The following is a 26,359-nucleotide window of genomic DNA, read 5'->3' as shown; positions in this document are numbered from 1 at the left end:
GTCCCTTCTGCAGAGAAAAAATCAGCACCCTTTTCTAAAGTAATCTACCTATCTGTCTCGAATGGAGGCAGATTTTTTTATGGTGTGGTCCTACATCAAAAAAAGGACCGTCCCCTCTGCGCGCCGTATACAGCACATAGAGGGACGGTCGAGGATGTAGGTTACTTCTGCTCCATCATCTGAATCAGGTTTCCGCATGTATCATCAAACACAGCTATTGTGACGTTCCCCATAGTTGTCGGCTCCATTGTAAAGCTTACCCCTTTGTCCACTAATCGCTTATGCTCTTCATGAATATCCGAAACCCCAAACATCGTGACTGGGATGCCATCTGCGAATAGTTTCTCCTGAAATTCTTTCGCAGCCGGGTGTTCATTCGGTTCAAGTAACAGCTCAGTCCCTTCCTGTTGATCCGGAGAAACAAGCGTGATCCACCTGTGAGCCCCGGTTGGAACGTCATGCTTCTTAACAAAGTCCAGCGTTTCTGTATAAAACGCCAATGCTTTGTCCTGATCCTGAACGAATATACTGGTAATGAAAATCTTCATCTGTAATGGCCTCCTCTGGAAGGGTGATGGAGTGATTCCTTATTCTACCCATCCTTTTAATAAGTTCGTAAGCGGTTCTTTGTTAAACGTAAGCACTCGATATTTCCCTTTGCGCTGTGACAAGACGAGCCCGGCTTCTTCCAATAGGTTAAGATGTTTCGTAATGCCCTGCCTGGTGATGGAAAGATCATGCTTCATCACGAGACGAGCAGTAAGTTCATATAACGTCAACTCGTTCCGATCGGAAAGCTCATCCAGGATCAATCGCCGCGTCGAGTCGCTAAGGGCTTTGAATATAACGTCTTTATCCATACGTCCATTATAAGCAACCAAATAGTTGCTCGTCAATCAGGCAAAGTAGAGTCTTCCCCGAACCCAAGGCAAAAAAATAGACCTTCTATCAATAAGAAAGCCTACCTCAGGTTCAGCCTGACTAATAAAAAGAATCCGCTAATGTCGTGGTTTTATTCCCCACACTACGAATGAATCAAAATCACTTCATAAGAACCTTGAATGAATAAGATCAGATCACCAAATACACCTATACAAAAGAAAACAAAATAATAGCTCGCATTACTGATATCCAGCTTGAAGAGTTCTTTGAATGCCTGAATAAATAAATGTTGAAACTTAAACCAAGTGAGCACCCATCCAATGAGTAGAAACGTGATAATAGCCAATGACGTATTCGCTCCTTTATCGGCAATTATTTTTACTAAACCGCCTAATTGTTATGTTGATTCTATCATATCAATGGATGAGCCGTTGTATGACTTAAATATCTCTCTGACTTCCACATAGGAAAAATATGTTAAACTTAATGCGAGGGGGCGAGAAGAATGAGTGACCACGTTCAAACGTTGAAAGAACCTATCCATTTAGAAGGCGGATTCAAACTAGTTTATCAAGAACCAAAGGATTACATACGATATTATTCCATCTATTATGGACAAAAATATGCAGACTACTATTTTAGAAGATCAGCTGCGACATTAATCGAACAAGCTTCGATTTTTGACTGCGGATATTTCATCATGAAGGATGAAACCATCATTGGCGGTGTATTCCTGAAACCAAATTTCATGTCAGATTTATTTGTTGTTCCACCTTATGAAGATTATGATGGCTTAGTCAATAAGCTATTACCCTATTTAAAAACGATATCGAAGACCGACGATAAGATCCTCATTAGAGAAGTGGTAGAAGAACATGTGCCAACGTATGAACAACAAGGATGCCAGATTCATGAAGTGAATTATTGGATGACCCGTCCAACACAATCCATGTCGGCCATACTTCCTGAAGGATATGCATCAAGAGCGATTGTCTGTGAAGATACGGATGAGATAGCCACTTTGATTATGAAAGCCTATAGAGCGAATTCTGTATATAAACACATCGCAGCCAAAGAGGATTATATTCTGCATGTGAAGGAGTTTCTGGACTTACACCGAAACAATCCCATCATGGATGAAAGTTCACGAGTGATTGTCGATACGGGAACGAACACCATCGTAGGTGTCTGCCTCCACATGGAATTCGAAGAGTATCCTCTCATCATGAGCTTAGCCGTAGACCCCGATCACCAGCATAAAGGTCTCGGACGATTTCTATTAACCCATTCCATCAACAGTTCAAGTAAAGAATACCCGGCTACCCGCCTGTCTGTACTTAAAAATAATCCAGCTATTAAGCTCTACGAAAACCTTGGATTCATTCGAAGTAAATCAATCACGGATATGTATGCAGAGTGACGAACGGGAAGAAAAAGGAGAAGTGCCATGAAAGGGCTCATCATAAAATCCCCTTGGATTGAACACATATTGGACGGAAAAAAGAAGTGGGAAATCAGGGGCTCCAACACAAAGATACGTGGAACGATTGCTCTCATCAAGAGTGGATCAGGTATGGTGTATGGGGAAGTCAATCTCATTGATAGTAAAGAGTTAACCTTAAAGGACTATCAGGAAAGCCATGAGTTTCACTGCGTTCAAAGTGAGAATGCTCAAGACTTACCTTATCAAAAAACCTATGCCTGGGTCCTTGAAAACCCCAAGATCTATCCAGAGCCCCTTTCGTACAAGCATCCGATGGGGGCGGTCATTTGGGTCAATCTTTCGGCGCAAACAATAGAGTCTTAGAGGTAAATCCTCTAAGACTCTATTGTTTCTGAGCTTTCATATACGCTCTATAACGCCATTGAAAAATAAGATGAGTAATCAAAAACAGAATGACCCCCACTATATTAAACAGAAAATATACATTTACGACATCTCTTATGGAATCCAGTGGATACATACCGCTCAGAAGCAACGTCGGAAAAACAGTTACCAGCATAAGCACATAATGAACGAAAATTTGTTTTATGAAACGCCAACCTTGAATTTCATAAATGACACTTGTCACTCCAAGGAAAAAAGCGATGAGACCCATGAAAAAGGCGTGATTTGAAGCTACCGATAATCCTTGATAGGTAAGCCAAAGGGATACGAGTGTCAGGAGAATAAATGGGATAGTGCCTCTGAGTAATCCTTTTTTTAATAGATTCATTTGGATTCCTTTCTTATGATCGATATTTTCCATCATCTAGAGCCACTCTTCAACGCAATGTACTAATTTGGTTTTGGTATCGAACCTTACTTTTTTTCCTATGGCTAAAGGATGCATGGGATGAGTATGACAGGTATCAAATTCTCCTAAAATAGGAATCTCTTTATCATCTAATTGCTCCATAAGGATCTCTATAGGTTTCTTTCCCATCCCTAAATCATCATATCCCTCGTGCTTTCCTAAAATGATTCCTGATACCTTCTCAAAGATTCCATGCATTTTGAGCATCGCAAAGTTTTTTTCCACGATAGACGCGTCCTTCGCGCAATCCTCTATCAGTAAGATGTCCCCATTTTGAATGGGTGGGAAATACTCTGTTCCAATAAATCCATACATGGCATTTACATTTCCACCTACTAATCTCCCTTCTGCCGCACCGGTGTTTCTTGTTATCCACTCATTTGGATAGAGAGCTTTATCCCTGGTCTTTTCTAACCAATTAACAGGTTCATCAGACCAAAACTTCGGCATCGGGATTTCATAAGGAAGGTGACATTCACTCATAAAGTAATTTTCAAAATACTGATACGTATCGTTCACTAACGGTTCAAATTCACCAAACGAAGGAATAAGAGCAGGGCCATAATAGGTCGTTACATTTGTTTTATGATAAAGTGCAAGTAAAATGGCTGTTACATCTGAATAACCTACGACGATTTTCGGATTTCGTTTGAACTCCTCATAATCGATATACGGTAATAAGCTGTTAGAGTTAGTGCCTCCGATCGTTGACATGACCATCTTGATTTCAGGGTCTCTCAATAACTCATTCAATTCATTTGCACGCGCTTTAGGTGAACCTGAGCGATAGACTTCAGATTTCCCCGTTAAATTTCCTTCTACTATGCTGAACCCTTTGCTTTCAAGGAATGCCTTTGCCCGTTCGTATCGTTTCCTTGCTGTTACCGTCGCAGGTGCTGATGGAGTGAAAATCCCTATCTTATCGCCTTTTTTTAATGGAAGCATCGATGTCACCTTACTTTCTTAATAGCGTTATACATTGTTTTTCTTATTTTTTGAACAAACTCTTTTATTGGGCACTACCCAGCCAAGTATGTGCCAATCTGCCAAACCAGAACTCCGGTCGCAGCAAAGACAAAAATGGCATTCCCAATCATCGACTTCTTATTCCCATTCCTCTTATCTTCTATCAGATCAAACAAACCCTTATACAACCAAAAAAGGATCATCATAAACCAACCTATGTCGTTATTAAAAGGATCTTCATCAAATAAATAAAGCAAAGAAATCAAAAGGATGATCGCAAGAGGAACCGTTCTAAAGAACGTCCACTTCTTTGATGTTGCTTCACTTTTCAATTTTATCCTCCTGTTCTTGAACCACAGGGACAGGTACCGTGGCACTTTCTCAAAAATGAGCCATGGTGCCTGTCCCCATGGCTTCCTACCCTTCCATCTTCTCAATCAACCCAATAACCTCTTCATCCTCCCCCGCATCAACGGAAACCTTCTCCGCACCTTCCACGATTCCTTGCGTATACTCCTCCATCGACTCCTTTAGCTGTTCACTTGTTGGCCAGTGCGATGGAACATCATACACATTTATCGTGCCGTCCCCATTGCCGCTGTATGTGACAACGCCATCGGCCATGGCTTTGCCGCTTAATACGATGACGTCTTCAGGATAAGAAACACTCTCTTCATCATAAGGGTTCAAATTCTCCCCGGCTGAAATATGTCGGACATTCAACTCTTCTACATCTTGATTCCCGATCACCTGCAGCCAGACGCGGGCGTATTCGATTTTGTCTGAAGGGTATGTAGCAAGAGGATCTTCTTCGCTGTCTGATTGGTTTTGTGATGTGGCCTCTTGCATATCCACAGAATCAACCGTTTCATCTGCTTCAGTCTCTTCTGCACGTTGGCTTTCTTCCTTTTCGGGCTCCGCTTGTTCCGTACTTCCACTTTGCTCCGCTGCCCCAATGCATGCCATCAGGAGGAACCCCATGGCGAGTATCATGATAAGCAATAATCGTTTGTTCATTTTTCCTCCCCCAACACTCTTTGTATAAATGATGCTTTCCCTTCTGAATACGCCTCCCGATCGTCGGGAAATTGCTCCGCCAGATGCTTTTTAAGCTCGGCGTACTCTTCTTTTAAGGAAGGGTTTTCATTTAATCGGTCTCGAAATAACCGCTGTTCCTCCCATCTCGGTTCCCCTTCCAGCATGAGGTGCAGATGGGCGACGCGCTTCTCATTCTCCACCTTGATAAAGAATCTTCTCCATGGCCGGTTATCGAGCTCCGTCGGTACATAATGCCATTGATCCTTCGCAAGCTTCTCGGATATCTCCTCAAGATCAGCAAAGGATGGAATCATGGCCATCACGTCAAGAACCGGTTTCGCCGGCAGGTCGCGTATCGAAGTGCTTCCGACATGCTCCACGTCCTTTACACCAAAGGGACTCAAATGGTGCAAAAGCTCCTTCACTTCCGTTCTCCCGGCTTCAATCCATTCCGGGTTTGGACGCTTTATCTCAATTGTTTCCACAGCCCATTTTGGCCAATTGTGATGTTCCATCCGTCACCCCACCCCCTTCTCGAGTTCAATCTCATCTCTGATCGGAATCCCTTCATTCCCAATCAAAGGGATCTCAGGCTTAATCTCTCTCGCTTTCTCCACGGCATTCCGGTGGATTTTCGATAGGACAAAGCCCCTCTTTTGATAAAATTTCAATGCCAGCAGATTGTCATTGGTCGTAATCAGTGTCATGCGTGTGCATCGGTTCTCAGCAGCGACTCTTTCCACTTCTTTCATCAGGGCAGTGCCGATTCCCTTTCGTTCTTCCAAACTATCAAGTGAAATAATCTCACATTCTCCATCCCTAAACACATATGTAATCAAGCCCGTGATGACACTCTCTTCATTCAAAACGGCAAAGCCGTCTAAACGAGTACAATCATAGACTCCGCTTGAAATCACCATCTTCGAGCTACCCCACGTCTGATTAAAAAATTCAATAAGGTCTTCTTTCGGTATCTCATTCAGCGATACGATGTTCATTCATCCTCTCCCCCTTTTTTCCATCTCACGAGGCACTCTACTGGAAGATACCATAGATTTAATTGTAAAAAAAGGAAAATATAAGAAGCTCCATGTTAAAATAGAAATAGGATACACAAAGGTAGTGCCCCTTCAGAAGTGTAACACCCTGCCCGGTAAAAATAATTCAAATGAATGGAATAAGTTAATTTGTATCAGATGCAACAAAAAGGGTATGGAGGTATAAGATGAGGAAAAACAGGTTTTGCCTTGTCCTTTTTACGTCATTATTTTTACTCGTGATGGCTGGTTGTCAACAAAACAAAAATATTGATCTTAATGAAGAAGTGAAAGAATTAAAGATTGTTACGTGGGAAAAAGAGGAGTACGTAGTCACAATGAATGACAAGAAGTTTATCAATGAACTTATTGACGATCTGGATGATGCTGATACGCTTTCTACCAATACCTTAGATTTTGAAATGCCACCATATAAAATATTATTTATTAACAACGATGGTGAAACTATACATCAATTGGGATATTACAAATCGCCTGTATTACTCGGGATAACAGGGCAGTATTGGGAATTCAACATGATATATGGATTAACCAAAGACATACCTTTTTAATTTTTACCGAAGAGTTAACATTTAAGGGGGATTTACTAATGTTTGATACATTTAATTTTGACACCATTTATCGTGAAAGAAATCATGTAACCCCTCTAGTGGTCATGATGTGTGGAATTGCCGGATCTGGGAAAACCACATTTTCAAAAATATTGGAACAGGAAGGGTTTGTACGTCTTTCAGTTGATGAAGAAATATGGGCTACAAATGGCCGCTGGGGGATTGATTTTCCCATGGAAAAGTTTGATGAATATAGAAAATCTGCAGAAAACCGATTACGTAACCGTTTAGTAGAGTTAATCCACGACAAGCAACAGGTGGTGATTGACTTTAGCTTTTGGGACCGCGTCAGAAGGAACCAGTACAAGAAACTGATTGAGGATTCAGGCGGTAACTGGAAACTGATTTATTTAAAAGTACATCCAAAGGATTTACGTGAACGACTAAAGCTGCGTAACCAACGTTTTGATGCAAATTCCTTCCCTATTTCAGAGGAACGTTTAGCATCTTACCTTAATGGATTTGAGGTACCAAGTGGGGAAGGAGAAATGGTTATTGAAAATTAGACCTTCCCAACGACTAGACCACTTCAATACAAATCAAAAAGCTTGGGAAGCATCCCAAGCTTTTGTATGGCTATTTTAGATTTCTCCCAACGTGATCGTCTTTCAAAGGGACTTTCTCCCTCACTTCCCAACACTCTCTTCCAACACCTTCGCCCTCACCCAGCTCCGGCCAAACAACCCCGTATAAACGAGAACCGTTCCAACCATCACGATGAAACCGATATACACGCTCATCATCGTCGGCATCAGAAAAGCACCGATAATGATGGTGGATCGTGCGACCAGGTCCGCTCCGCTGAACGACAGATTAGAGAAGGCAGAGTAGGAGCCCCGCTTGTCGCTTGGGATCATATTCGCTTGCTCTGCGTTTCGGATTGGGGAGTAAATCAGTTCCCCCATCGTTGCAACCAGATTAAACGCGATCAGGATGTACCATGTGTTGGCCGATGTAACCGTCGCATAGCCGATGCCATACAGGATAAGCCCGATCAAGAGGGCGTTCTTTTTATTCAGGCGATCGGTGTAGCGATTGATGATGAATGTGAGGCATACGACGAGCAGCATGTTCTCAATGTTCAGGATACTGAGCATCCTGACCCCAACGATTTCGAAATTTCCGATACTCACGGCCTTGAATGTTTCTGCAAGGCGGATCCCGATATAACTGTTCAAAGAGAATTCCGCTGCGAAAATGAAGGTGGACCCTGCCACCACTTTGACAAACGCTGAATCCTTGAAGGCAATCCGGTAATTGTTCACGAGATCGATGAACACATTTTCATGCTTTTTCTGCAGCTGGTCCTTGAAGTTGTCCTGAAGCCAAATCCCATAGGCAATGGGAATCGTCGTCGATGTGAAGGTCAGCATCATAAAGAGCTCTGTCTGATGGTTCAAGTACAGCAGTCCCCCGAGGGCGGCACCGATGGCCATGGACAGGTTTATTAACCAGTAATCCAGAGCGTAGACAGCTTTCCGGTTCTCCGGTGTCGTCGAGTCGATGATGATTGCATGCATCGCCGGTCGTCCCAGACTGCTCGTGATGATGAACCCGATATACGCACCTGCAAATAGCAGGATCAGATTATCTTTTGGAAATAAGCTTGCCGTCATCATGAAGAAAAACAAGGCGTTCAGCCAGGACGTCGTCAGCAGGACTTTTTTCCGCGGAAAGCGGTCTGATATGTATCCCCCGACCAGATTAACGAAGAATCCGATCATCACGGTGGAAATCAGGAAGATCCCTGCCCAGATCTTATTCAGTTCCTGTGCAAAGAACAGCGCCATGAACGGCATGACGGCGGATGAAACGGCACGGTTAAAGAATGACGTAATCATCCTTACTTTAATATTTTGAGGTAATTCCTTCCACTTCATGTTGTTCCCCCTCCTCTATTTACTGTATAGTAAACTAGACGGAAGATTATAAAAATAGACACTTTTCAAATTGATGTCCCCTTTTAGGAGGAGAAGCAACATGGAGAACAAATTACTCACCCTTTGGAGGTACTACCCTTCAGGCAGCATCCGTGTGGAAGAAATCTCTGAAACCCTTCAACTGAGCCACAAACAAACCACCCGCTATTTGAAAAAATGGAATGAAGAAGGCTGGATTGCCTTTACCCCCGGTCGAGGACGGGGAAATGTATCAACCCTTTTATGGAAGAAGGATGTGGAAGAAGAATTTGAAGAGGAAGTCGTGAAGCTGATGAATGAGGAACCAATTGACGAGAGCAGCAAATATTTGATGTACAACTGGTCGACGGACAGCAAGATGAGGCTGATGACGCATTTCCACAGTAAACTCGGCTTTGTGAAGGAATCCAAGGATAAGCTGATCGTGCCGAAGCGCTATCCTTTTTTCTCCATCCATCCTTTGGAGGCGGCAGATGTCCTGAGTGCGCACCTCGTGGCGAACATCTTCAACCGCTTGGTCTCCTTCACGGAAAAAGGAGACATCCTCCCGGAACTTGCCCACAGCTGGGACGTATCCCCTACCAAACTGCGACTATATATTAAAAAGGATGTCCGGTTTCACGACGGATCCATCCTGACAGCAAAGGATGTTGTCCATTGTCTCGAGCGGCTCCGGACGTGCACTCACTATCAGGAGCTATGGGAACCGGTTGTTCGGATAGAAGTGAAGGCTCCCCTCATCATTGACATCCATCACCCCAAAGGCTGTAGCTACATCCTCCCCATGCTCAGCATGATTTGTGCGAGCATCTATAAAGAAAACAAGGGACGGACCTTCGGGACAGGATGCTTTTCCCTTGAAGAAAATACTGATTCCAAGACGACCCTCGCTGCTTTTAAAGAGCACTTCCAGGAACGACCGTTGCTTGATGCCGTTGAATTCGTCCAAGTGCCGAAAGACTTTAAGGGAATCTATCATTCTCACATCGAGGAGAATCAAGTCTCCTCCGTTGAAGTCGAAAGTGACTCTGGTTTCGGGATTGTCGTCATGAATGCCTTACCGGGACGGGATTCCCAGATTCAAAGAAAAGAAGTCCGGGATTATCTGCACTGGGTGATTGCGAAGAACCGCCACACCCTCTCTGAGCTGGACCCCCGTCTGACACCGAACGGAAAGAGTATTCTGATCGGGCAGGATCAATCCATGACTATTTCGGAGGCGGACCGTCCATTGTTTACAGAGCCGATCGTGATCCGCTCTGCCAATCACACAGCGAAAACCACCGAGTGGCTTGTGGAGATTTTTGAAAAAGAAGGCATCCCGGTCGACGTTCAATGGTTCTCCTTTGCTGACACCTTGACGAGGCAGCCTGAAACTTTCCATGTGGACCTCTTCGTGCATGGTGAAATCTTTGAATCGAACCAGGATTTTTCGTTTTATTATTTTTTGAAAAACGGCTATTCCCCTTTGGCTGGACTTTTTGAAAAAGACTCTAAATGGGAGGCTTACTTGGAGGAGTATCGTCATACTCCATTTGCAGAATGGACTTCGTTGAATATGAATCTCGAGCACAGGCTTATGACAGAATCGATCATGATCCCACTATATTATGAGAAACGCTACATTCCTTTTTCGACTGATATTATGAATATTGAGATCAAGCACTTTGGGTATGTGGACTTTTCGAGGTTGTGGGTGCGACCGGAGGTATAGATTGAACGAGAAGCCGGACATATGTCCTTTTATTTTTTACCTGAAAACGGGTATCTTAAGGAAGAAGAAAAGATCGCTGAATGGAAGAGGAGATAACAATGACACCACCATCTATTTGTATGATTGGAGCAGGATTCCATGCCACAACCAATATTTATCCATCTTTGATCGAGGCAGGCGCGACGATCAAGGCTGTGGCAACCAGAAACATCGAGAATTCCAAGAAGACCTTGCTTCGTTTCGGCAGTACAGGGAATGCTTATGACCATCACATCACGATGCTTGAAGAGGAAGAGTGCGATGGAGTGATTGTTGTTGCCCAGCCTCAAGATCAAGCACGACTTGTAATGGATTGTATCAAATCAGGAAAGCATGTATTTGTTGAAAAGCCACTTGGAATGACAAAGGATGAAGCTCAGGCCATAGCCGATGCTGCTGAGGATGCAGGAGTTCAAGTCATGGTCGGCTTTATGAAACGGTACGCACCGGTCTACAAATCCCTTCATACTCTTATCCAACAAGAAGAGCTGGGATCGGTTCGATCGTTCGAAGCCCGCTTCGCTGTTGACAGCACTCCGTTTTGTGAAAACGACGAGCAGTATTTGAAATTCGCCGCGATCCACATAGTCGATCTTCTCCGGTACTTGTTTGGGGAAGTAAGGAACGTGAAAGGATTCAAGAACAGTGTGGGACCACATATTTCACAATGTTTAACCCTTAAGTTTCAAAATGGAATTGTCGGAACGGTTTTCCTAAGCGGAATGACCGCCTGGTCCAGAGAAAGCGAAAGGCTCCAGGTCACATTCGATCACGGTTTTGCGGAAGCAGTGGAAATCGAAACCCTTCGCATTCACGCCTCCCAAACCTTTGAAGACCTTCCATGGAAAGGATTAAAGGAACAGGATACAGTCTTCACACCATCTACCTCACCCATGTCAGGTACCATGAGGGACTTGTATCTTAGAGGATTTACAGGAGAAATGACGCACTTCCTCGCGTGCTGCGAAGGAAAGGAGACGCCTCTTTCCAACGCGAGAGACAATGTCGGGACCATGACATTATATGAAGATATCCTTCAGGCATTAGAATAACAGTTATGGGACAGGGACAATGGACCTGTCCCTTTTGCCTCTCTTAGAATTGGGACTCATCTGTCTTCATTTATCTGCTTTTTGAAGGGCAAAAGTGTTAGATTGTCTATTTTTAGCTGGAATCAGTTCCCGGAAGAATATGTTGAAGTGGATCTAAGGCCCAATGTCTCATGGGGATTCTCGATTTGATCCAATTTCGGCGAGATTTAATCCCTATTGATGATTATTAATCCCGTTCAGATTTTTTCAATCCTCTTTCCGAATTATTCATCCCCTTTTTAAAATAATTAATCCTCCGTGTCGAATTTTCTTTAAATCTTCACGCACACCATGAGTCAAAAGCATCTCTTCTCAACGAATCATTCCATCTGTTATGCTATCAGATATAGAGAAATCACCACCTAAGAAGGAGTCCCTTACAACCATGATTTCATTTTTTCTTACTGTGAAACGACTAGTCAAAGCGTTATGGCAAGCTTTTAAACTAAAAAACTTTCAAGTTCTTTTTACATTGGTTCTCATTCTTTTATTTTCAGGTACCTCCTTCTATGTGAAGCAGGAAGGACTATCCATCATCGACGCTCTTTATTTTTGTGTGGTGACCCTTAGCACCATCGGGCATCCCAGCTTTGAACCTCAAACCACCTTTGGGAAAGTGTTCACTATCCTCTATATCTTTTGCGGGAATGGAGCATTCATTGGTTTGATTGGGTATGTCGCGTATGCCATGATTCAGAAACCGGAGAAGCGAAAAAGGAATGCCAGGGAGTGAATGCCATTCCTTTTTTGACTCAAACTGGTTTTAGCTAGACTTATGGGTGAAATAAGGACCGAACTCTTCACTATCATGTGTTTGTACATACGTCCAGGTGAACTCTTTATCGACAATATATACATCCTCTTCATCCCGTAAGTCATCCACTCTAAGCTCCGATGCATTTTTCAGGAGAAGAACATCGTCTGTTAATTGATAAAACACAAAGCATTCTTTTTTTGGCTGCTTTTGAAACGACTCTTTAGCCTTCTCGCTTACAACACAACTTTTCCTCTTATTACTAAACACATGCCAAAGAAATCCGCAGAAGTATCGGTCACTGTGAAGAAAGATCGTTTCCTTTTCTTCGTCGCTAAGATGAGACACAAACGCTTCTTCCCATTTCTTACGTAAGTAGGGACCCATTTGGGAGCTTCAATGATCTTCATGTTTCGGTCTTTCAATCTATCGTACAGATCTTTCATGTTGTTCCTCCAATTCTCAAACCAATTCGGAAGCATAGCACAAAAACTTTCCCCGCGCTCAAAACTTCAAAATCGAGTATACCTTTAAGTCCTTATGTTCTCCTTTCACATACATTGCCTTTCTGCTTATCCCTTCGAAAGACATACCTACCTTTTTCATCACGCCCTCGGAACCTTTGTTTTCTAAAAAGCACCTCGCCTGTATACGAACCAAGTTCATATGTTGGAAACCGAAAGAGATGATGGCCTCTGCTGCTTCGGTCATTAACCCTTTGCCCCAGTATTCATGAGATAGAACATATCCCATCTCAGCACTATTGTGTTCTGACTGCCACCAAACAAAGTGAACGGTTCCAATAAACGTTCCATTTTCTTTAAGCTCAATTCCCCATAATGCATCATATCGAGGTAAAAACGTTTGGATAAATCGAACGGTATCTGATAGTGAAGAATGAGTATCCCACGTGACAAGTCTCGTTACTTCTCCATTCGAAGCATATACATACATATCTTCTGCATCATCCTCTGTGATTTTTCTAAGGATGAGGCGTTCCGTCTCGATTTTAGGTACATCCGGAAACTTTTCTAAAATTTTCATAGATTCACCGCTTTATTGACAATTTACTCTTATACATTATGTATACCACAAACCTCTGCTCAATTGTTCTGTCTTTCCATCATGCTGTATCTTCAGGAAGCACTAGAACCGTCCCCCTGCTCCTCCCCCTGCTCCTTTCTCTTTTGGCATTAGATTGATTGGGTTTGTCGAGTATGCCATGATTCAGTAACCTGAGAAGCAGTAAAGGAATACCAGGGAGTGAATGGCATTCCTTTTTTGACAAAAGCTGATTACTTATGGGTGAAGTAAGGACCGAACTCCCCACTATCATGCGTTTGTACGTACGTCCAGGTGAACTCTTTATCGACAATATACACATCCTCTTCATCCCGTAAGTCTTCCATTCGAATCCCCGACGCGTTTTTCAGGAGAAGGACATCGTCTTTTAGTTGATAAAACACAAAGCATTCTTTTTTTGACTGTTTTTGAAAATACTGTTTGGCCTTCTCGCCAACAAAACGATCGGTTCTCTCATAACTAAACACATGCCAAAGAAATCCGCAGGAGTATCGGTCACTATGAAGAAAGATCGATTCCTTTTCTTCGTCGTTCAGGTGGGACACAAACGTCTCTTCCCACTTCTTCAATAGGTAGTTGCTCCATTCGGGCATTTCAGTGACCTTCATATGACGAGCGGTCAGTCTATCGTACAGGTCTATCATCTTCGTTCCTCCGTTAACTATGCGCTTACTCAAACTCCAACGTCACGCCGTCCCCATTCTTTTCATCGGCTTTCATGATGTTGACGGTTTGGATATATCCTTTCACTGCTTCATCCCCATGGGTCATCGAATTCTCTGAATCTGCTTCCTTTAATACTTGAAGTCCGGCCAGTTCATCCAGATTGCCGGCTTGTTCGATTAATCGCTGCTTGATCTCTTCCTCCTGCCCGGCAGGTTCAAAGGTCAATTCAAAACGATAGCGGGTCGACAAATCCGGTCGGGTAAACGTCCTGGTTCCAATAGCTCCGCCTTCCTCCACAGATGTCCCGATTCCTACAGAATTAGCAGGTACCTCATTCAGAGTCCCAGCGGTATCTTCATTAATGTCTTCAACCGTAGCATTTCCTTTATAAGGAATAAGTCTAATTTCTAGAAACGTATCAGCGGGAAGGTCCGTCTTGCCTGATATCACCATATTCTTCCCATCCAATGTAAGAGACGCATCAATGTTAAAAGCTGGTTCTTCTGGCTCTTCCTGAACGACTTCCTCCTGCTCCTGCACGTCCGCTTTTTGCCGATGTTCTTTTTGAATTTCCTTTTGCTCCGCGTTTTGGGCGAATGGATCAAAGACAACCCTACAGGCTGATAACAGGAAACAGGATGAAACGAGTAAAACAAAAACCAATCTATTTCGACACATTCCTTTATCACCTTCGACAATATTTTCTGAATCGTGTTTACTATTGAATCTCTTTATTGTAGCATGAAACTAGTAAAAAATGTAATTTTACCAGGGTTAGGAAGGTGGACTTCCATGATTAAAGCATTACGTGCGCCTATTCATTTTGCAATTGTGTTCATCGGTTTGTTTTTACTCAGCGGAATCAGCGCTTTATTAGATTATGATACAGAGCTTGTCATCAACGTGGGAGCCTATGGCCTTCGTTTATGGCAGACGATACTTGAACTCGCTTCCCCCTTTTCCATCGTCGTCCTGTGGGGCGCAGAGGATAAACAATACGGGATGTTCGACATTTTTCTCAAGACCTATCCGTATTCATTTAGCCTATTGTTCATCTCATTTGCTGTCGCCATCCTAATTTCGGTTGTCGTGAGTTACCTAATGATGCTTATGCCGAGAAGGCTTTACAGGGTTTCAGAAAAAGTGGTCAACATCCTCGACGGAATACCGGATGTATTCCTCGTCGTGTTGTTCCAGCTGTTCATTATTTGGCTGTTCAAAAAAACAGACTTCCTTTTATTCGATATCTATACGACCGGTGAAGAACAGATTTATACGCTTCCGGTCATCTGCCTCTCGTTTCTGCCCGTCGTGTTTTTAGTGAAACAATTCTTATTCCAGCTGAAGGAAGAAGAAGCCAAACCCTATGTAGAATTCTCCTATTCAAAAGGATTCAAAAAGAGTTATACGATTTGGTTCCATGTGTTCCGGAATGTGTGGATCCACTTCTTCCTGCATTTGAAGCCGATCTTTCTGCTCATGCTTTCGAACCTGCTTGTCATTGAAGTTTTATTTAATATTAAAGGCTTCATGACGGTTCTACTCAGAACAGCAACGTCATCATCGCCTGCGTTTTTCATCGGGATGCTTCTGATATTCGTCCCGTTTTACATCGTATTTACAATCGGGTCTCTGCTGTTGAAGAAATGGCTGAAAGGAGGAGAATACCATGTCTAGGACACTCGTCAAACGGTTGGCTTTTCCTGTGTTGATCATCTTCGGTCTCCTTGTGGCAAGCTTTTTGATTCCATTCCTGAACCCTGACTATGATAAAATCACCCAATATTTAATGGATGACAACAATAAGGTGACGGCTGCACCGCCCTTTACGCCTGAAGAAATGCCGCTACTCGGAAGTGACCGTCTGGGCCGGAATTTCCTGCTCCTCCTGATTGCCGGTGCAAAATTCACGATTTTCGCTGCCCTTTTCATAGCAGCTCTCAGGATGATTTTTGGATTTGGATTCGCCCTTCTTTATACGTTTTTACCCGGTTCATTCACCCGCACATTGAAAGGACTGGGAGAAGCGTTTCAATACCTCCCTCTTGCCATTGTCGTGTTTGGGCTTTTAGCACCGTTAGAGGGGGCTTTCCAGGGAGACGCCCTCCCATCCAGCCGCTACTTTTTTATCCAGCTAGCTGGGATGGCGGCCATCACGATTCCCTCTCTAGGGATCTATCTGGGAGAGGAAATGAAGCTCTTTATGAAGCAGGAATTTGTTGATGTCTCGAAGACCATGGGCGCGGGCAGGTTTCACCTTATCCGGAAACATCTCCTGCCACAATTTCTGCGTCACTCCATCGTGTTATTTTCCGAACAGGTATCACAGGCCCTTTCCCTGCTCATTCAACTCGGTATTATCTTAATGGCTCTTGGTGGAATGAAAGTGGCGGAATTTGCTATCGGTCCTTTTGAACCAAGCAACCCGGTTTATTTTTCAGAAACGAATGAATGGGCTGCCACCATCAGCATGAACATCCAGCAAGTGTTCACCACTCCCTTGCTCGTGGTCGTCCCGTTGATTCTATTCTCCATCCTGATCCTGAGCATCAATTCTATCAGCGCCACGTTAAAGAAGGTGTTGATTGATAGTGATCTTCCTTTTCAAAAAGAAGTGAGTGGAGAAAAGAAAGCCAACGAAAAAGTGGTGCGTTCGGAGGAATTGTTTACGTTTAAGGGGTGAAGCCAGGAAGCACGGGGGGCGGTTCCTGTGCTTCTCTTTTTGATGAACATGAAGCAGCAGAACCCTCTACATGCTTCGTCAAATGAAACGCGAAGACCGCAACAAAGAGAGCCATGGGGACAGGTCCCGTGGCTCTTTTTCAGGTTAGATGGACTTCGGGACCGGAAACAAAGCGATGATATGTTCGAATTGGGATCTACCTGTCCTTTTTTAACTGCTTTTTGAGGGGGAAAGATGGTAGATTGTCTATTTCTAGCTGGAGTCGGCTCCTGGAAGGGGATGTGGTAATGGTTTGAGTGTGCAATACCCTACAAGGATTTTCGATTTGATCCAATATCGTCGAGATTTGATCCGGATTGAAGATTATTAATCCAATTCAGAATTTTTTAATCCTCTTTCCGATTTATTAATCCCTTTTTTAAATAATTAATCCCTCGTGTCGAATTTTCTTTAAACCTACACACAGAACATGAGCCAATAGGAAAGTATGATGACCACAGCCTTACACATCACGCGAATACCGCAACGATCGATACTCCCCCTCCTCATTCCCATAAACAGGCTGCTCCTTCTCATATACAAACCCTCTCGCTTCGTAAAAAGGAATCCCTTTCTCGTTCCCTTTTTGCACGGACACCCATTGCTTGTTGGCATGAAATTCTTCTTTCTGCTGTTGAGTGATGGCCTCTAACAAGAGTGTCCCAATCCCTTCATTCCGCCTGGTTGGATCCAGGTATAGGACAAAAAGTTCTCCTTCGGTCTCCCCAATCATCCCGCCTCCACCAGCGCCGATGACTTCATCGTTTTCAACCGCGACAAAATATCCTCCCCAATATCGGTCAGATGTTGTCACTTCCTTCAGTATTCGTTTATCGTTATAAAAATCTTCTATCACTCTTTCAATATATTCTTTCGTGTAGATATTGCGGTACGTTGCCCAATAACCATCGGAGCAGACTTTTTTTATGCCTTGTATGTGGCTAGGGTTTGCTTTATGGATATGTATCATGATCCATCCTCCATTTCTACTTCAATAAAAGCTGAACAATTTTATCCGTTTGTTTCTGATTGATCTTGTAATAATGATCCCTACTATCACCGGAAATCAACGTTTCATTTGTATCGAATCCTTCGTGAAGATATAAAACTTCCTTAGTCTCCTTATATTCCAGTTGAAGTTTGTAGGTTGGCTGCACGGCCAGTTTATAATGTGTATTGGTGATTTTATTCGACCGATTCAGAATGCCCGTGACAGTTGCGATGATTTCTTGATCGGTAATCTTTTCATCATCCTCAAATGTTTCATCGTACTCTTGTATAGTCATGCTTTTCACTCCAGAAAAACCGTTATATAACATGGAATAGCTGATAAAACCAAAAAGAATGATAAAAATGAAAGTTAGTTTTGTCCTTTTCATCGATCTCCCCCAGTCATACTCCTTTTATCCAATTATTTCAAATTACATCTGTCATATCTACTTATTTTTTCACAACTTCATCTAGCGATAACGTCACACAAAATGATTCTGAAGGTACAGGCATAAAGATTCATCTTTCTAAAAATACCATCGTTTACAAAATATTAACTTGTTAGAAGGTTATTCCATCCCCTATCATTCAAGTAGAAGCGAACACACCTTATGCCATTCCTCAAAAAAATCATTTCTCATTGCCTGACTACATGGTTTTACTATGAACCTTCCATTCTCTAAAGGAATGAAAGGTTCATATAAAAAAATACATACAGGAGGCTTTCCCATGCTAAAGAAATCGATGTTGATTGTTGTTGCCCTACTTCTCTCGTTCGCTTTATCCCTGCCATCGGCGCTGGCATTCCCGCCTGGCACACCATCGAAGTCCACAGCCCAGTCTCAATTAAATGCTCTTACTGTAAAATCAGAAGGTTCCATGACCGGCTATTCCAGGGACAAATTCCCTCACTGGATCGGCCAGGGTAACGGTTGTGACACCCGCCAGCTAGTCCTGCAGCGCGACGCCGACAGTTACAGCGGCAGCTGCCCTGTCACATCAGGTTCATGGTACAGTTATTATGACGGGGTGACGTTTACCGATCCGTCCGATCTTGATATCGACCACGTCGTTCCACTTGCCGAAGCATGGCGTTCCGGTGCCAGCAGCTGGACGACGCAAAAGCGCGAAGACTTCGCCAATGACCTAAGCGGCCCGCAGCTGATCGCCGTTAGTGCCAGCTCCAACCGTTCCAAAGGCGACCAGGATCCATCCACATGGCAGCCACCGCGTTCTGGCGCAGCCTGCGGTTACTCAAAATGGTGGATCAGCACGAAATACAAATGGGGCTTAAGCCTGCAGTCTTCAGAAAAAACGGCCCTTCAAGGCATGCTGAACAGCTGCATCTACTAATGTGAATAACGGAAATGCCCGTACGACAGGCTCGTACGGGCATTGTTCATATCCAGAATGGAGGTATACGCATGGAAAAGAAATCAACTGTTTTTACGGCAACTCACGGGGTCATGACGTCTGAGGTCGGTGTGATCAGCGGGGAGCTTGAACTGGTGACGACCTGTGATGAGGATGGTGTGCTTTCGCTCGCAATCACCTATGTAGGCGCAGAAGAATGGTATTCGTTGCCCGGTGAGGAATATAAGTTGCACGATGTGCGGGATCATGAGGTTGTGCACAAGATGCTAGCAGCTGTGTTGGAGCGTCCATAACAAAGAGCCACGGGGACCCGCGGCTCTTTGTTAAAACTGTGCCAAGGTACCTGTCCCCTTGGCCTTTATTTATTTCTTCTCCATCACCGCAAAATAATTTTCTTCATCATCAGCAAAGTTAAATACTCTGCCAGCAGGCATATTGACAATTTCCCCTACTTTGATTTTCTTATTGGAAAGATCGGTATAGAGATCATCGAATCGATCGGTGAAAAACATTAAGGAAGGCGTACCAAGATTGACCCCAGCTGACATCTTTGCCACGAATTCCTTGTTGTGCAAAATGATGCTTGTTTCGGCGTCCTTCGGGGCCACTTCAATCCATCTCATTCCTTGACCGTTATCTTCCTCTGCCTTTACAACAAATCCTACTTTTTCAGTCCAAAAGGTTACTGCCTCATCCTGGTTATTGACGTATAACATAATTTGACCGACTTTATTAATCATAGATTTTCGACCCCTTTAAAATAAGTTCACTTATTTATTTCACGATTTGAAGAGCTTCTTCCAAACGATCCCACGTTTCAGTGATTCCCTGTATCATTCCCATGTCCATAACGGTCTTAAGAGCGTCTGCCGATGAGTACACAGAACGGCTGACCAGCTTCGTCTTGCTGCCCATATCAATGAATTCAAGCATCACTTCTGTTGATGGCATGTCTTCATTCGTATGGCCTTCTGCATCCGAGAAAGCATCGATGTAGACGATCTTTTCCGGTTCGATGATTTCTTGATAAACACCTTTTCCCCAAGATTCCATCCCGTAGAATTGACCCTGGCTTTGATCCACGCACTTCATGCAGTAGTGCCAGACACCGCCAGGACGGAAATCCACACGGCATACCGGCAGCTCCCAGCCTCTTGGTCCCCACCAGTTCTTGAGATGCTCCGGTTCTTTGAACATCGAGAACACCAGGTCACGCGGTGCGTCGAAAACCCTCTCCAGCACTAGTACCCGGCTATCCTCTACTCTCGATACTTGATTGTTGACGGACATGTCGTTTCCTCCTCAGATTGAAATGTACATATGTGAAAACGTGATGGCTTTACCTTCAATAGCCCTGTAAAAAAAAGCAACCGATTGTAGTATTCTTCAGAGAATCCGTAACTCCTTCTTTCTTTCTAACTATGTTTCATTTTCATACACACGGCTGCTTCATGAACAACTTCCGGTTATTCTTCCTCCACTTCCTTTCGCTGTACTTTGTGCAGGTAGTCCTCCAAACGGTCAAATCGTTCATTCCAAAGGTGTCTATACGATTCCACCCACGTATCCAACTCTTTAAACGGCTCGGGTCTTAGCTTGTAGTATCGTCGATTGGCGATTGGTTGGACTTCGACTAGCCCTGACTGATTCAATACTCTGAGATGCTTCGAAACTTGCGGCTGGTTCATTCGTAGTTTGTCGGTGATTTCCCCCACTGTAAGAGGGCCATCACGCAGAAGTTCGACTATTTGCAGGCGATTTGGCTCGGCGAGAGCAGTTAATATAGTTTTCATATTTACAATATACTCCTAAAGGAATATTCCCGTCAAGGAATATTTAGAAAATTTTTAAAAAAGGGCAAAAGAACCATGGGGACAGGTACGGTGGCTCATGGGACAAGGTACCTGTCCCCGCGTCCCAGTTCATGTTCCAAATGAAAATGGAGCATATTATTCATAGGAGGTGATTCCATGGACAATAAGAAAAAGGCCAAAGACATAGAGAAGCACCGTACATTAGAGAACGAAAATCAAAACGATCGACATAATGAAAATGCGCGAGCAGCAGCTGAGCTTGAACCAGAGGCGCCGAGGATGAGTACCGATCATATATAGAGAAAAAACCAGATCCACATGGTTCTGGTTTTTTCTGTTCCATCTATGCCAAATAAGGGGAAAGTGCTTCATGACTATATTGACCAGCCGCTTCTTGTTTCACTTCTTCCATGATGTCATCCATTTCAGTGATCAATGCATGTAAGGATTCTTTCACTGTCCCATTTTCAAAAAGCTCAATGGAAGTGGGCAGCTCATCTTCATCTAAAATGGCATACCTGCCATCCGGATACACCAATACGTCCAAAATTAAATCTTCAAACGAAACCATCTCAGACGTAATTTTTGTATTTTTCACGAGGTTAAAGTACGCACCCAGGAATTCCCCACTGCGGCTTCTCCAAAAATACACATTGTATGGTCGAGCTTCCCAATAATAAGCTAAGGTATAACTTCCTTTAGGAATCGTTATTTCATCCTTTTCACTAACCATGGTAAAAGGAGTTTCGATGATATGAAAAAGCTTCGCACTTCGATCCTGTGATTCTAATACCTTACATCTGTAATCCACAACGTCTAAATTATACTTAATCTTTCTTTCAAGAATATCTTTCATTTTCGACAACCTTTACTGAGTTTTGGGAAGCAGCAGAACCGTCCCCATGCTTATGATAAGCGAGGTAGAACTACTCCCCCCGCTTTGTTTTATGAAATCGAAACCATCCCTGATCTTCCAAAACTTCCATCATTTCCCGACTGTCTTTTGTTTAATTCTCATTCCAAGTGGATATTGAATAATAAGAAATCAAACCATAGAAATGAGGTAGTGAAAACATGCGGGAAAATCATGATCAAATAAAAGGAAAACAAAAGCAGACAAAGGGAGATTTGAAGAAAGGGCTAGGCAAACTGACAAACGACGATTCTATGATTGCAGAAGGAGAACGCGACAAGGATAAAGGGAAGATTCAAGAAAAGGCTGGAGATGTGAAGGAATCCTTAAAAAAGAGTTGGTAACAGCCAGAAAGCGCGGGGGCTCTTCTCGCGCTTTCTTTTACGTCAAAATGAAGCAGCAGAACCGTCCCCCATGCTTCCCCTACAAATACTTCCTCAGCCCTGCCTTTACCTCATCACTCGCAAAAGCAGCCTCCACACTATTTAAATAAATCTCCCGATAATCCTCCTCACTCATCGCAAACTCACCCCAGACCAATTCACATTCCTTCGTCATCGTCGTATCCGACACCGTTCTGTTGTCTGTATTGATGGTGATTTTAATTCCGTCTCTGTGAAAATCATACAAAGGGTGATCGCGGAACTCTTCGACCGCTTTCGTTTGAACATTACTCGTTGGGCAGATCTCAAGCACGATCCCTTTTTCCTTTACGACCTGATACGCTTCCGGACAGTCCGTAATATAGACACCGTGCCCGATTCGTTCTGCACCCAGCCATTCAACGGCCTCTAGCACATTTTTTCCGATTCCCGTTTCGCCGGCGTGGATGGTGACTCTGTAGCCATACTCTCTCGCAAGGGCAATGGGTTCAATGAATTTACCACAGAATCCTGCTTCTTCGGATGCACATAAATCAATGGCGACGACTCCTTTTCCAAGGAAGCCCTTCCCCTTTTCAACTACTTCAAAGGCACTTTCCGGTGACATCGTTCTCATACAACACAAAATGATATTTCCTTTAATATCAAACTGCTCTTCCGCTTCTTTCATCCCTTCAATGACACTTCCAATGATTTCTTCTACCGATAATCCTTTTTGTGTATGAAGCAACGGGGCGAACCGGACCTCCATATATTTCACCTGTTCCCCTGCTGCATCTTCATAAAGCTCATAAGTGATTCTTTTTAAATTTTCCTTTGACTGCATTACAGCATTCGGGATCGAGAATTTCTCCAAGTATTCATCCAATGATTCACAGTCTAATGGGGCAATCAGTTCTTCTTTGATCTCTTCTTTATCAAACGAAGGAATGTGGATACCGTCCTTCTTTGCTAGTTCAATGATCGTCTCGGGTCTGACACTCCCATCCAGATGGCAGTGCAGTTCAATTTTAGGCATTGTAGTATAATTCATCGTTGGACCTCCTCAATTTCTCTATAAAAAAAATCCTGATTACGAAGAAAATACAAATAACAGTACCTTCTTCGTAATCAGGATTTTTTGGTTCCTGGTAGAGACCCCCAACCCATATTGTTGGAGTTATACGAATGTGAGAAACGTATGATGTTTTTTATTACGATAATAAACTTTTGTTTGAATGTCAAGGGAAGAGGGACGGTTCGGATTTGTCACTGTACATCTCGACCTCAGTTGTAAATATACAGTCCCCCTTCATAAACTCTAGGAAATATCCTTCATCATAAATACCTGCTTTATGGTAGCTTGAAACCCTAAGCTCTTACATACTGCATACGAATCTGCACTGACCGGTGAATTTGGGACAAGTCTCGTAATATCCTCTGAAAAATCACCGAAAATGTCAGCCAGCATGAACGTGATTATGGCCTCTGCATCCTTTTGTTCTGGGGCCGCTTCACATTGATACACGATGGTATGACTATGTGCACCCTCTGAAGAAAATGCCTTTCGGAAGTTGGCATATCCAATCGCTTTTCCTTCCTCATCAAGAGCAATCAATGCCTGACTTCCTTTTAGATTTTTCCAATGAGTCTGCCATGGGTTCATCCCTTTATAAAACGATAATTGGTCTAACTCATGAAGATAAACAGGATCTTTCAAGGTATATACATTCGGTGATGGAGGAATAGGAGAGGTAGAAAGACTTCCTTTAAGCTCTAAATATTCAAGTTGATCGATGGTTCTATAGCCGTATTGTTCATAAAGAGCAATGGCATTCCCATTTTCCAGAACGGCCTCCAGTGTTGCGATGTCCACTGCCTCTTCCTTATAGATCTCTAGTGATTTTTCGATTAATGCTTTTCCGATACCATGTCTTCTGAATGAAGTCGCAACGCCGGTTCCACCGTTCCAAGCGATTTTCTTCCCATTCACTTCTCGCATTCCGCTCAAAACCAGTCCCACGGGCACATTGTCCATAAAAGCTACAATCGAGTGCTCCGTTGATAAGCCTTCGTTAACTAATCGTGCGGCAAACGCGTCTGTATTCATGGTCATATTGAAATAATAGCCCTCAAACCCTGTGTTCCAAGCATGTACTGCTTCATCTAACGTACATTCTTTCAATCTCTTGATTTCTACCATCTCTCTCGTCCTTTCAACGTTCGCATGTTTTGGTTTAGGCTAGCTTTTCAATAGCCGCTCTTGTTACGTTTCCTTTTTTGCATAGTAGCGTGTAACTCAATACCACCTGAAATGTTCAGATAGAATAAATATGCTGCTAAAGACATCCTTTAGCAGCTAAGTTAAAAGAGGGATTGCGATCCCTTAAATCGAATTTACTTTTCCATTTGTTAGAATATTTTCATTTTATCAAGTGCATAAAAAACTGTCTATATTATTTTATTTAGGAACCACGAAGCAGCAGAACCGTCCCCTTGCTTCCTCAATTAATCTGCGACATATAGTCAAATGCAGTGATTCCATAGATGCTTTTAAAATGTTTGTTTAAGTGAGTAAGATCAACAAAACCACATTCAGCGACGGCTGTATAAATGTCACGATTCTTTTCTATGATCTGCTTCGCACGTTCTACCTTGCAGGTCAGATAGTATTGATAGGGTGAGATTCCGGTGTGGGCTTTAAAGGCTCGGATAAACTGATAGTTTGATAGCCCCAGCTCTTTGCATACTTCGTTAAGTGAGAGGACCCCTTCTACGTTAGTGTGAAGCATCCCTTTCGCTTTTCGAATAAATGCGTTATCTTTCTTATACTCTGTAGTAAGACTGGTTGGAACGAGACTGTCTGTGAGGGATAGCAGTAATTCACTACAGTATGCTTCGTCCTTTTCTCTTAATATGGCTTGAGCGAGGTTTACGACTCTCTGTTCAAGCCTGTGGTCATACACAATCGGAGTTGTAAAAAGGACAGGTTCTTTCTTCTCACTGACTTCCAGAAGTAGCTCAGGATCGATGTAGAGCATGATGTAATCAAGTCCCCTCGCATCATGCGCCCTTCCATCATGTGTCTGTTCCGGATTGAAGAGCATCACCCCGCTTTGATGGGACAATTGTACACTTCCATTCAGTTTATACTGCTGTATCCCCCGCAGCGTAACCCCAATCGCATACTCTTGATGAGCATGGTTTTTATATGAGAAATCCGTAAAGCTGGCTGATAATGCCGTCACACCGGCCGATTTTTTATAAATGAATGACTCCATTCCATCCGCCCCTCCGTTCACTTTACAACCAGATCATGACGCCAGAATAAGCTAAAAACAATGCCATCAGGACATTCACGACCTTACTATGATGCTGTAAAAACGTCTTAAAGATGGTACCGAATAAGACCCATGTGATAAATGCGGCAAACCCAATACACGTGATGGCAAATACCCCCATGCTCACTGCAGGCATAGCCGTGTAGTGAGGCAAAATAAAGCTGGGAATGACCGTCATGGTGAATAATACGACCTTAGGGTTTAAAAATTGCATGAGGAATCCTGATATAAAAGTTCCCGTTTGCGCTACCGTTTTTGAACTGTCGGCTTTGTATAGTTGATACGCAAGATAGAACATATAGATACTTCCGATCATCTGCATAACGATTAATAGTTTGGGTATGACCTCTATTAGTAAAGAGTTTAACACAGCAGAAATGACGAGCAATAGACCGAAGGCGATGGTAGCTCCATACGTATAGTGCATGGCCTTTTTAGCTCCAAATCGATGTACGGTGGACAATATGACGATATTGGTGGGCCCGGGTGTAAATGTCACAATCATACAATAGAGTAGGAAAGATGCTATATTCATGAGGATAACCCCTTTCAGAAATGTATTCTGATGTCATAGTACAACAATCCGTTCGATGGCTTATAGTATATTATTGCAGGAAACGTTTGCTTCCTTTTACCTCATGGCATAGAATAGAATCGCCATTCCCCCAAAAATATGGGTAGTCTCGTCGACCCTATGTCGTTATATAATTAGTTTGGAAGAAATC

36 protein-coding genes, 1 pseudogene and 1 riboswitch are annotated in these 26,359 nt (G+C 43.2%); of the genes and pseudogenes, 13 read left to right on the top strand and 24 right to left on the bottom strand.

The features are described 5' to 3' along the window. Positions 1-161: 161 nt before the first annotated feature. From LCL96_RS15595 to LCL96_RS15585, 3 genes are all read right to left on the bottom strand, one after another. Positions 162-548, bottom strand: coding sequence for a VOC family protein (locus LCL96_RS15595; protein ID WP_224942492.1), 387 nt, complete (start codon positions 546-548; stop codon positions 162-164). Between the two features lie 39 nt (positions 549-587). Next, positions 588-860: an ArsR/SmtB family transcription factor gene (locus LCL96_RS15590; protein WP_224942490.1), complete on the bottom strand. Its 273-nt coding sequence runs from the start codon at positions 858-860 to the stop codon at positions 588-590. A 164-nt stretch (positions 861-1,024) separates the two neighbouring features. Then, complete coding sequence (locus tag LCL96_RS15585; RefSeq protein WP_224942488.1) at positions 1,025-1,228, bottom strand: hypothetical protein; 204 nt, start codon at positions 1,226-1,228, stop codon at positions 1,025-1,027. Positions 1,229-1,387: 159 nt separating this feature from the next. Here LCL96_RS15585 and LCL96_RS15580 point away from each other — a divergent pair, with 159 nt between their 5' ends. Together LCL96_RS15580 and LCL96_RS15575 are read left to right on the top strand one after the other, a co-directional pair. Continuing rightward, entirely contained in the window at positions 1,388-2,302 is a 915-nt protein-coding gene (locus LCL96_RS15580; protein WP_224942486.1) for a GNAT family N-acetyltransferase, read from the top strand. 27 nt (positions 2,303-2,329) lie between these two features. Beyond that, complete coding sequence (locus LCL96_RS15575; RefSeq protein ID WP_224942485.1) at positions 2,330-2,689, top strand: ASCH domain-containing protein; 360 nt, start codon at positions 2,330-2,332, stop codon at positions 2,687-2,689. A 19-nt stretch (positions 2,690-2,708) separates the two neighbouring features. On the opposite strand, the gene LCL96_RS15570 is transcribed toward LCL96_RS15575, so the two are convergent. The 6 genes from LCL96_RS15570 to LCL96_RS15545 form a co-directional block, all read right to left on the bottom strand. Further along, complete coding sequence (locus LCL96_RS15570; RefSeq protein WP_224942484.1) at positions 2,709-3,134, bottom strand: DUF3021 family protein; 426 nt, start codon at positions 3,132-3,134, stop codon at positions 2,709-2,711. Continuing rightward, positions 3,135-4,124 (bottom strand): S66 peptidase family protein, encoded by a 990-nt coding sequence (locus LCL96_RS15565; RefSeq protein ID WP_224942483.1) that lies wholly within the window; start codon positions 4,122-4,124, stop codon positions 3,135-3,137. It abuts the gene before it with no gap. A gap of 74 nt (positions 4,125-4,198) precedes the next feature. Further along, positions 4,199-4,477 (bottom strand): hypothetical protein, encoded by a 279-nt coding sequence (locus LCL96_RS15560; protein WP_224942482.1) that lies wholly within the window; start codon positions 4,475-4,477, stop codon positions 4,199-4,201. A gap of 85 nt (positions 4,478-4,562) precedes the next feature. Continuing rightward, positions 4,563-5,162 (bottom strand): hypothetical protein, encoded by a 600-nt coding sequence (locus LCL96_RS15555; RefSeq protein WP_224942481.1) that lies wholly within the window; start codon positions 5,160-5,162, stop codon positions 4,563-4,565. Then, positions 5,159-5,698, bottom strand: a complete 540-nt coding sequence (locus LCL96_RS15550) for a GrpB family protein (RefSeq protein WP_224942480.1) — start codon at positions 5,696-5,698, stop codon at positions 5,159-5,161. Before LCL96_RS15550 ends, LCL96_RS15555 begins: the two co-directional genes overlap by 4 nt. A 3-nt stretch (positions 5,699-5,701) precedes the next feature. Then, positions 5,702-6,181: a GNAT family N-acetyltransferase gene (locus LCL96_RS15545; protein WP_224942478.1), complete on the bottom strand. Its 480-nt coding sequence runs from the start codon at positions 6,179-6,181 to the stop codon at positions 5,702-5,704. Between the two features lie 227 nt (positions 6,182-6,408). Here LCL96_RS15545 and LCL96_RS15540 point away from each other — a divergent pair, with 227 nt between their 5' ends. Beyond that, entirely contained in the window at positions 6,409-6,792 is a 384-nt protein-coding gene (locus tag LCL96_RS15540; RefSeq protein ID WP_224942476.1) for a hypothetical protein, read from the top strand. A 38-nt stretch (positions 6,793-6,830) separates the two neighbouring features. After that, a complete protein-coding gene (locus tag LCL96_RS15535) occupies positions 6,831-7,358 on the top strand; it encodes an AAA family ATPase (protein WP_224942474.1) in 528 nt (175 codons plus the stop codon). 120 nt (positions 7,359-7,478) lie between these two features. Here the strand turns inward: LCL96_RS15535 and LCL96_RS15530 are convergent, their stop codons facing one another. Further along, complete coding sequence (locus tag LCL96_RS15530) at positions 7,479-8,732, bottom strand: MDR family MFS transporter (protein ID WP_224942472.1); 1,254 nt, start codon at positions 8,730-8,732, stop codon at positions 7,479-7,481. Positions 8,733-8,832: 100 nt separating this feature from the next. On the opposite strand from LCL96_RS15530, the gene LCL96_RS15525 reads away from it, so the two are divergent. The 3 genes from LCL96_RS15525 to LCL96_RS15515 all read left to right on the top strand — a co-directional run bounded on the left by LCL96_RS15525 (position 8,833) and on the right by LCL96_RS15515 (position 12,348). Beyond that, positions 8,833-10,485, top strand: coding sequence for an ABC transporter substrate-binding protein (locus LCL96_RS15525; protein ID WP_224942470.1), 1,653 nt, complete (start codon positions 8,833-8,835; stop codon positions 10,483-10,485). Between the two features lie 98 nt (positions 10,486-10,583). Beyond that, entirely contained in the window at positions 10,584-11,576 is a 993-nt protein-coding gene (locus tag LCL96_RS15520) for a Gfo/Idh/MocA family protein (protein WP_224942468.1), read from the top strand. A gap of 424 nt (positions 11,577-12,000) precedes the next feature. Then, positions 12,001-12,348, top strand: a complete 348-nt coding sequence (locus LCL96_RS15515) for a potassium channel family protein (protein WP_224942465.1) — start codon at positions 12,001-12,003, stop codon at positions 12,346-12,348. Positions 12,349-12,378: 30 nt separating this feature from the next. Here LCL96_RS15515 and LCL96_RS15510 read toward each other — a convergent pair. The 4 genes and pseudogenes from LCL96_RS15510 to LCL96_RS15495 form a co-directional block, all read right to left on the bottom strand. Beyond that, a pseudogene (locus LCL96_RS15510) lies at positions 12,379-12,815 on the bottom strand (DUF4275 family protein). A 58-nt stretch (positions 12,816-12,873) separates the two neighbouring features. Further along, positions 12,874-13,413, bottom strand: a complete 540-nt coding sequence (locus LCL96_RS15505; protein ID WP_224942463.1) for a GNAT family N-acetyltransferase — start codon at positions 13,411-13,413, stop codon at positions 12,874-12,876. Between the two features lie 251 nt (positions 13,414-13,664). Further along, a complete protein-coding gene (locus LCL96_RS15500; protein ID WP_412103599.1) occupies positions 13,665-14,093 on the bottom strand; it encodes a DUF4275 family protein in 429 nt (142 codons plus the stop codon). A 28-nt stretch (positions 14,094-14,121) separates the two neighbouring features. Then, positions 14,122-14,796 (bottom strand): hypothetical protein, encoded by a 675-nt coding sequence (locus tag LCL96_RS15495; protein WP_224942459.1) that lies wholly within the window; start codon positions 14,794-14,796, stop codon positions 14,122-14,124. 114 nt (positions 14,797-14,910) lie between these two features. Here LCL96_RS15495 and LCL96_RS15490 point away from each other — a divergent pair, with 114 nt between their 5' ends. Both LCL96_RS15490 and LCL96_RS15485 read left to right on the top strand, forming a co-directional pair. Next, the gene (locus LCL96_RS15490; protein WP_224942457.1) at positions 14,911-15,795 is read left to right on the top strand and encodes an ABC transporter permease subunit; all 885 of its coding nucleotides are present in this window, start codon (positions 14,911-14,913) and stop codon (positions 15,793-15,795) included. Continuing rightward, positions 15,788-16,801, top strand: coding sequence for a hypothetical protein (locus LCL96_RS15485; protein WP_224942455.1), 1,014 nt, complete (start codon positions 15,788-15,790; stop codon positions 16,799-16,801). Before LCL96_RS15490 ends, LCL96_RS15485 begins: the two co-directional genes overlap by 8 nt. 502 nt (positions 16,802-17,303) lie before the next feature. On the opposite strand, the gene LCL96_RS15480 is transcribed toward LCL96_RS15485, so the two are convergent. Continuing rightward, on the bottom strand, positions 17,304-17,810 hold the full coding sequence (locus tag LCL96_RS15480; RefSeq protein ID WP_224942453.1) for a GNAT family N-acetyltransferase: 507 nt from the start codon (positions 17,808-17,810) through the stop codon (positions 17,304-17,306). 16 nt (positions 17,811-17,826) lie between these two features. Further along, positions 17,827-18,126 (bottom strand): hypothetical protein, encoded by a 300-nt coding sequence (locus LCL96_RS15475; protein WP_224942451.1) that lies wholly within the window; start codon positions 18,124-18,126, stop codon positions 17,827-17,829. A gap of 433 nt (positions 18,127-18,559) precedes the next feature. On the opposite strand from LCL96_RS15475, the gene LCL96_RS15470 reads away from it, so the two are divergent. Together LCL96_RS15470 and LCL96_RS15465 are read left to right on the top strand one after the other, a co-directional pair. Next, the gene (locus tag LCL96_RS15470; protein ID WP_224942449.1) at positions 18,560-19,183 is read left to right on the top strand and encodes an HNH endonuclease family protein; all 624 of its coding nucleotides are present in this window, start codon (positions 18,560-18,562) and stop codon (positions 19,181-19,183) included. Positions 19,184-19,197: 14 nt separating this feature from the next. Continuing rightward, positions 19,198-19,497, top strand: coding sequence for a hypothetical protein (locus LCL96_RS15465; protein ID WP_224942448.1), 300 nt, complete (start codon positions 19,198-19,200; stop codon positions 19,495-19,497). A 69-nt stretch (positions 19,498-19,566) separates the two neighbouring features. On the opposite strand, the gene LCL96_RS15460 is transcribed toward LCL96_RS15465, so the two are convergent. The 3 genes from LCL96_RS15460 to LCL96_RS15450 form a co-directional block, all read right to left on the bottom strand. After that, entirely contained in the window at positions 19,567-19,944 is a 378-nt protein-coding gene (locus LCL96_RS15460) for a VOC family protein (protein ID WP_224942447.1), read from the bottom strand. A 34-nt stretch (positions 19,945-19,978) separates the two neighbouring features. Then, the gene (locus LCL96_RS15455) at positions 19,979-20,494 is read right to left on the bottom strand and encodes an SRPBCC domain-containing protein (protein ID WP_224942446.1); all 516 of its coding nucleotides are present in this window, start codon (positions 20,492-20,494) and stop codon (positions 19,979-19,981) included. A 176-nt stretch (positions 20,495-20,670) separates the two neighbouring features. Then, positions 20,671-20,997, bottom strand: coding sequence for an ArsR/SmtB family transcription factor (locus LCL96_RS15450; RefSeq protein WP_224942445.1), 327 nt, complete (start codon positions 20,995-20,997; stop codon positions 20,671-20,673). A gap of 177 nt (positions 20,998-21,174) precedes the next feature. Between LCL96_RS15450 and LCL96_RS15445 the strand changes: the two genes are divergently transcribed. After that, a complete protein-coding gene (locus tag LCL96_RS15445; protein WP_224942443.1) occupies positions 21,175-21,318 on the top strand; it encodes a hypothetical protein in 144 nt (47 codons plus the stop codon). A 43-nt stretch (positions 21,319-21,361) separates the two neighbouring features. Here the strand turns inward: LCL96_RS15445 and LCL96_RS15440 are convergent, their stop codons facing one another. Continuing rightward, positions 21,362-21,874: a DUF402 domain-containing protein gene (locus LCL96_RS15440; protein WP_224942441.1), complete on the bottom strand. Its 513-nt coding sequence runs from the start codon at positions 21,872-21,874 to the stop codon at positions 21,362-21,364. A gap of 218 nt (positions 21,875-22,092) precedes the next feature. Between LCL96_RS15440 and LCL96_RS15435 the strand changes: the two genes are divergently transcribed. Further along, complete coding sequence (locus LCL96_RS15435) at positions 22,093-22,275, top strand: CsbD family protein (RefSeq protein ID WP_224942439.1); 183 nt, start codon at positions 22,093-22,095, stop codon at positions 22,273-22,275. A 79-nt stretch (positions 22,276-22,354) separates the two neighbouring features. Here LCL96_RS15435 and add read toward each other — a convergent pair whose 3' ends face one another. The 4 genes from add to LCL96_RS15415 all read right to left on the bottom strand — a co-directional run bounded on the left by add (position 22,355) and on the right by LCL96_RS15415 (position 26,169). Beyond that, the gene (gene add, locus LCL96_RS15430; protein WP_224942438.1) at positions 22,355-23,347 is read right to left on the bottom strand and encodes an adenosine deaminase; all 993 of its coding nucleotides are present in this window, start codon (positions 23,345-23,347) and stop codon (positions 22,355-22,357) included. A gap of 54 nt (positions 23,348-23,401) precedes the next feature. Next, a riboswitch (purine riboswitch) is annotated at positions 23,402-23,501 on the bottom strand. Between the two features lie 113 nt (positions 23,502-23,614). Continuing rightward, complete coding sequence (locus LCL96_RS15425; RefSeq protein WP_224942437.1) at positions 23,615-24,496, bottom strand: GNAT family N-acetyltransferase; 882 nt, start codon at positions 24,494-24,496, stop codon at positions 23,615-23,617. Between the two features lie 301 nt (positions 24,497-24,797). Then, positions 24,798-25,574: an AraC family transcriptional regulator gene (locus tag LCL96_RS15420; protein ID WP_224942436.1), complete on the bottom strand. Its 777-nt coding sequence runs from the start codon at positions 25,572-25,574 to the stop codon at positions 24,798-24,800. 22 nt (positions 25,575-25,596) lie between these two features. Next, complete coding sequence (locus LCL96_RS15415) at positions 25,597-26,169, bottom strand: LysE family translocator (RefSeq protein WP_224942435.1); 573 nt, start codon at positions 26,167-26,169, stop codon at positions 25,597-25,599. Between the last annotated feature and the right edge of the window lie 190 nt (positions 26,170-26,359).

The organism is Rossellomorea aquimaris, assembly GCF_020172085.1.
Taxonomy (GTDB): Bacteria; Bacillota; Bacilli; order Bacillales; family Bacillaceae_B; genus Rossellomorea; species Rossellomorea aquimaris_E.
This window is presented reverse-complemented; position numbering and strand designations above follow the sequence as displayed.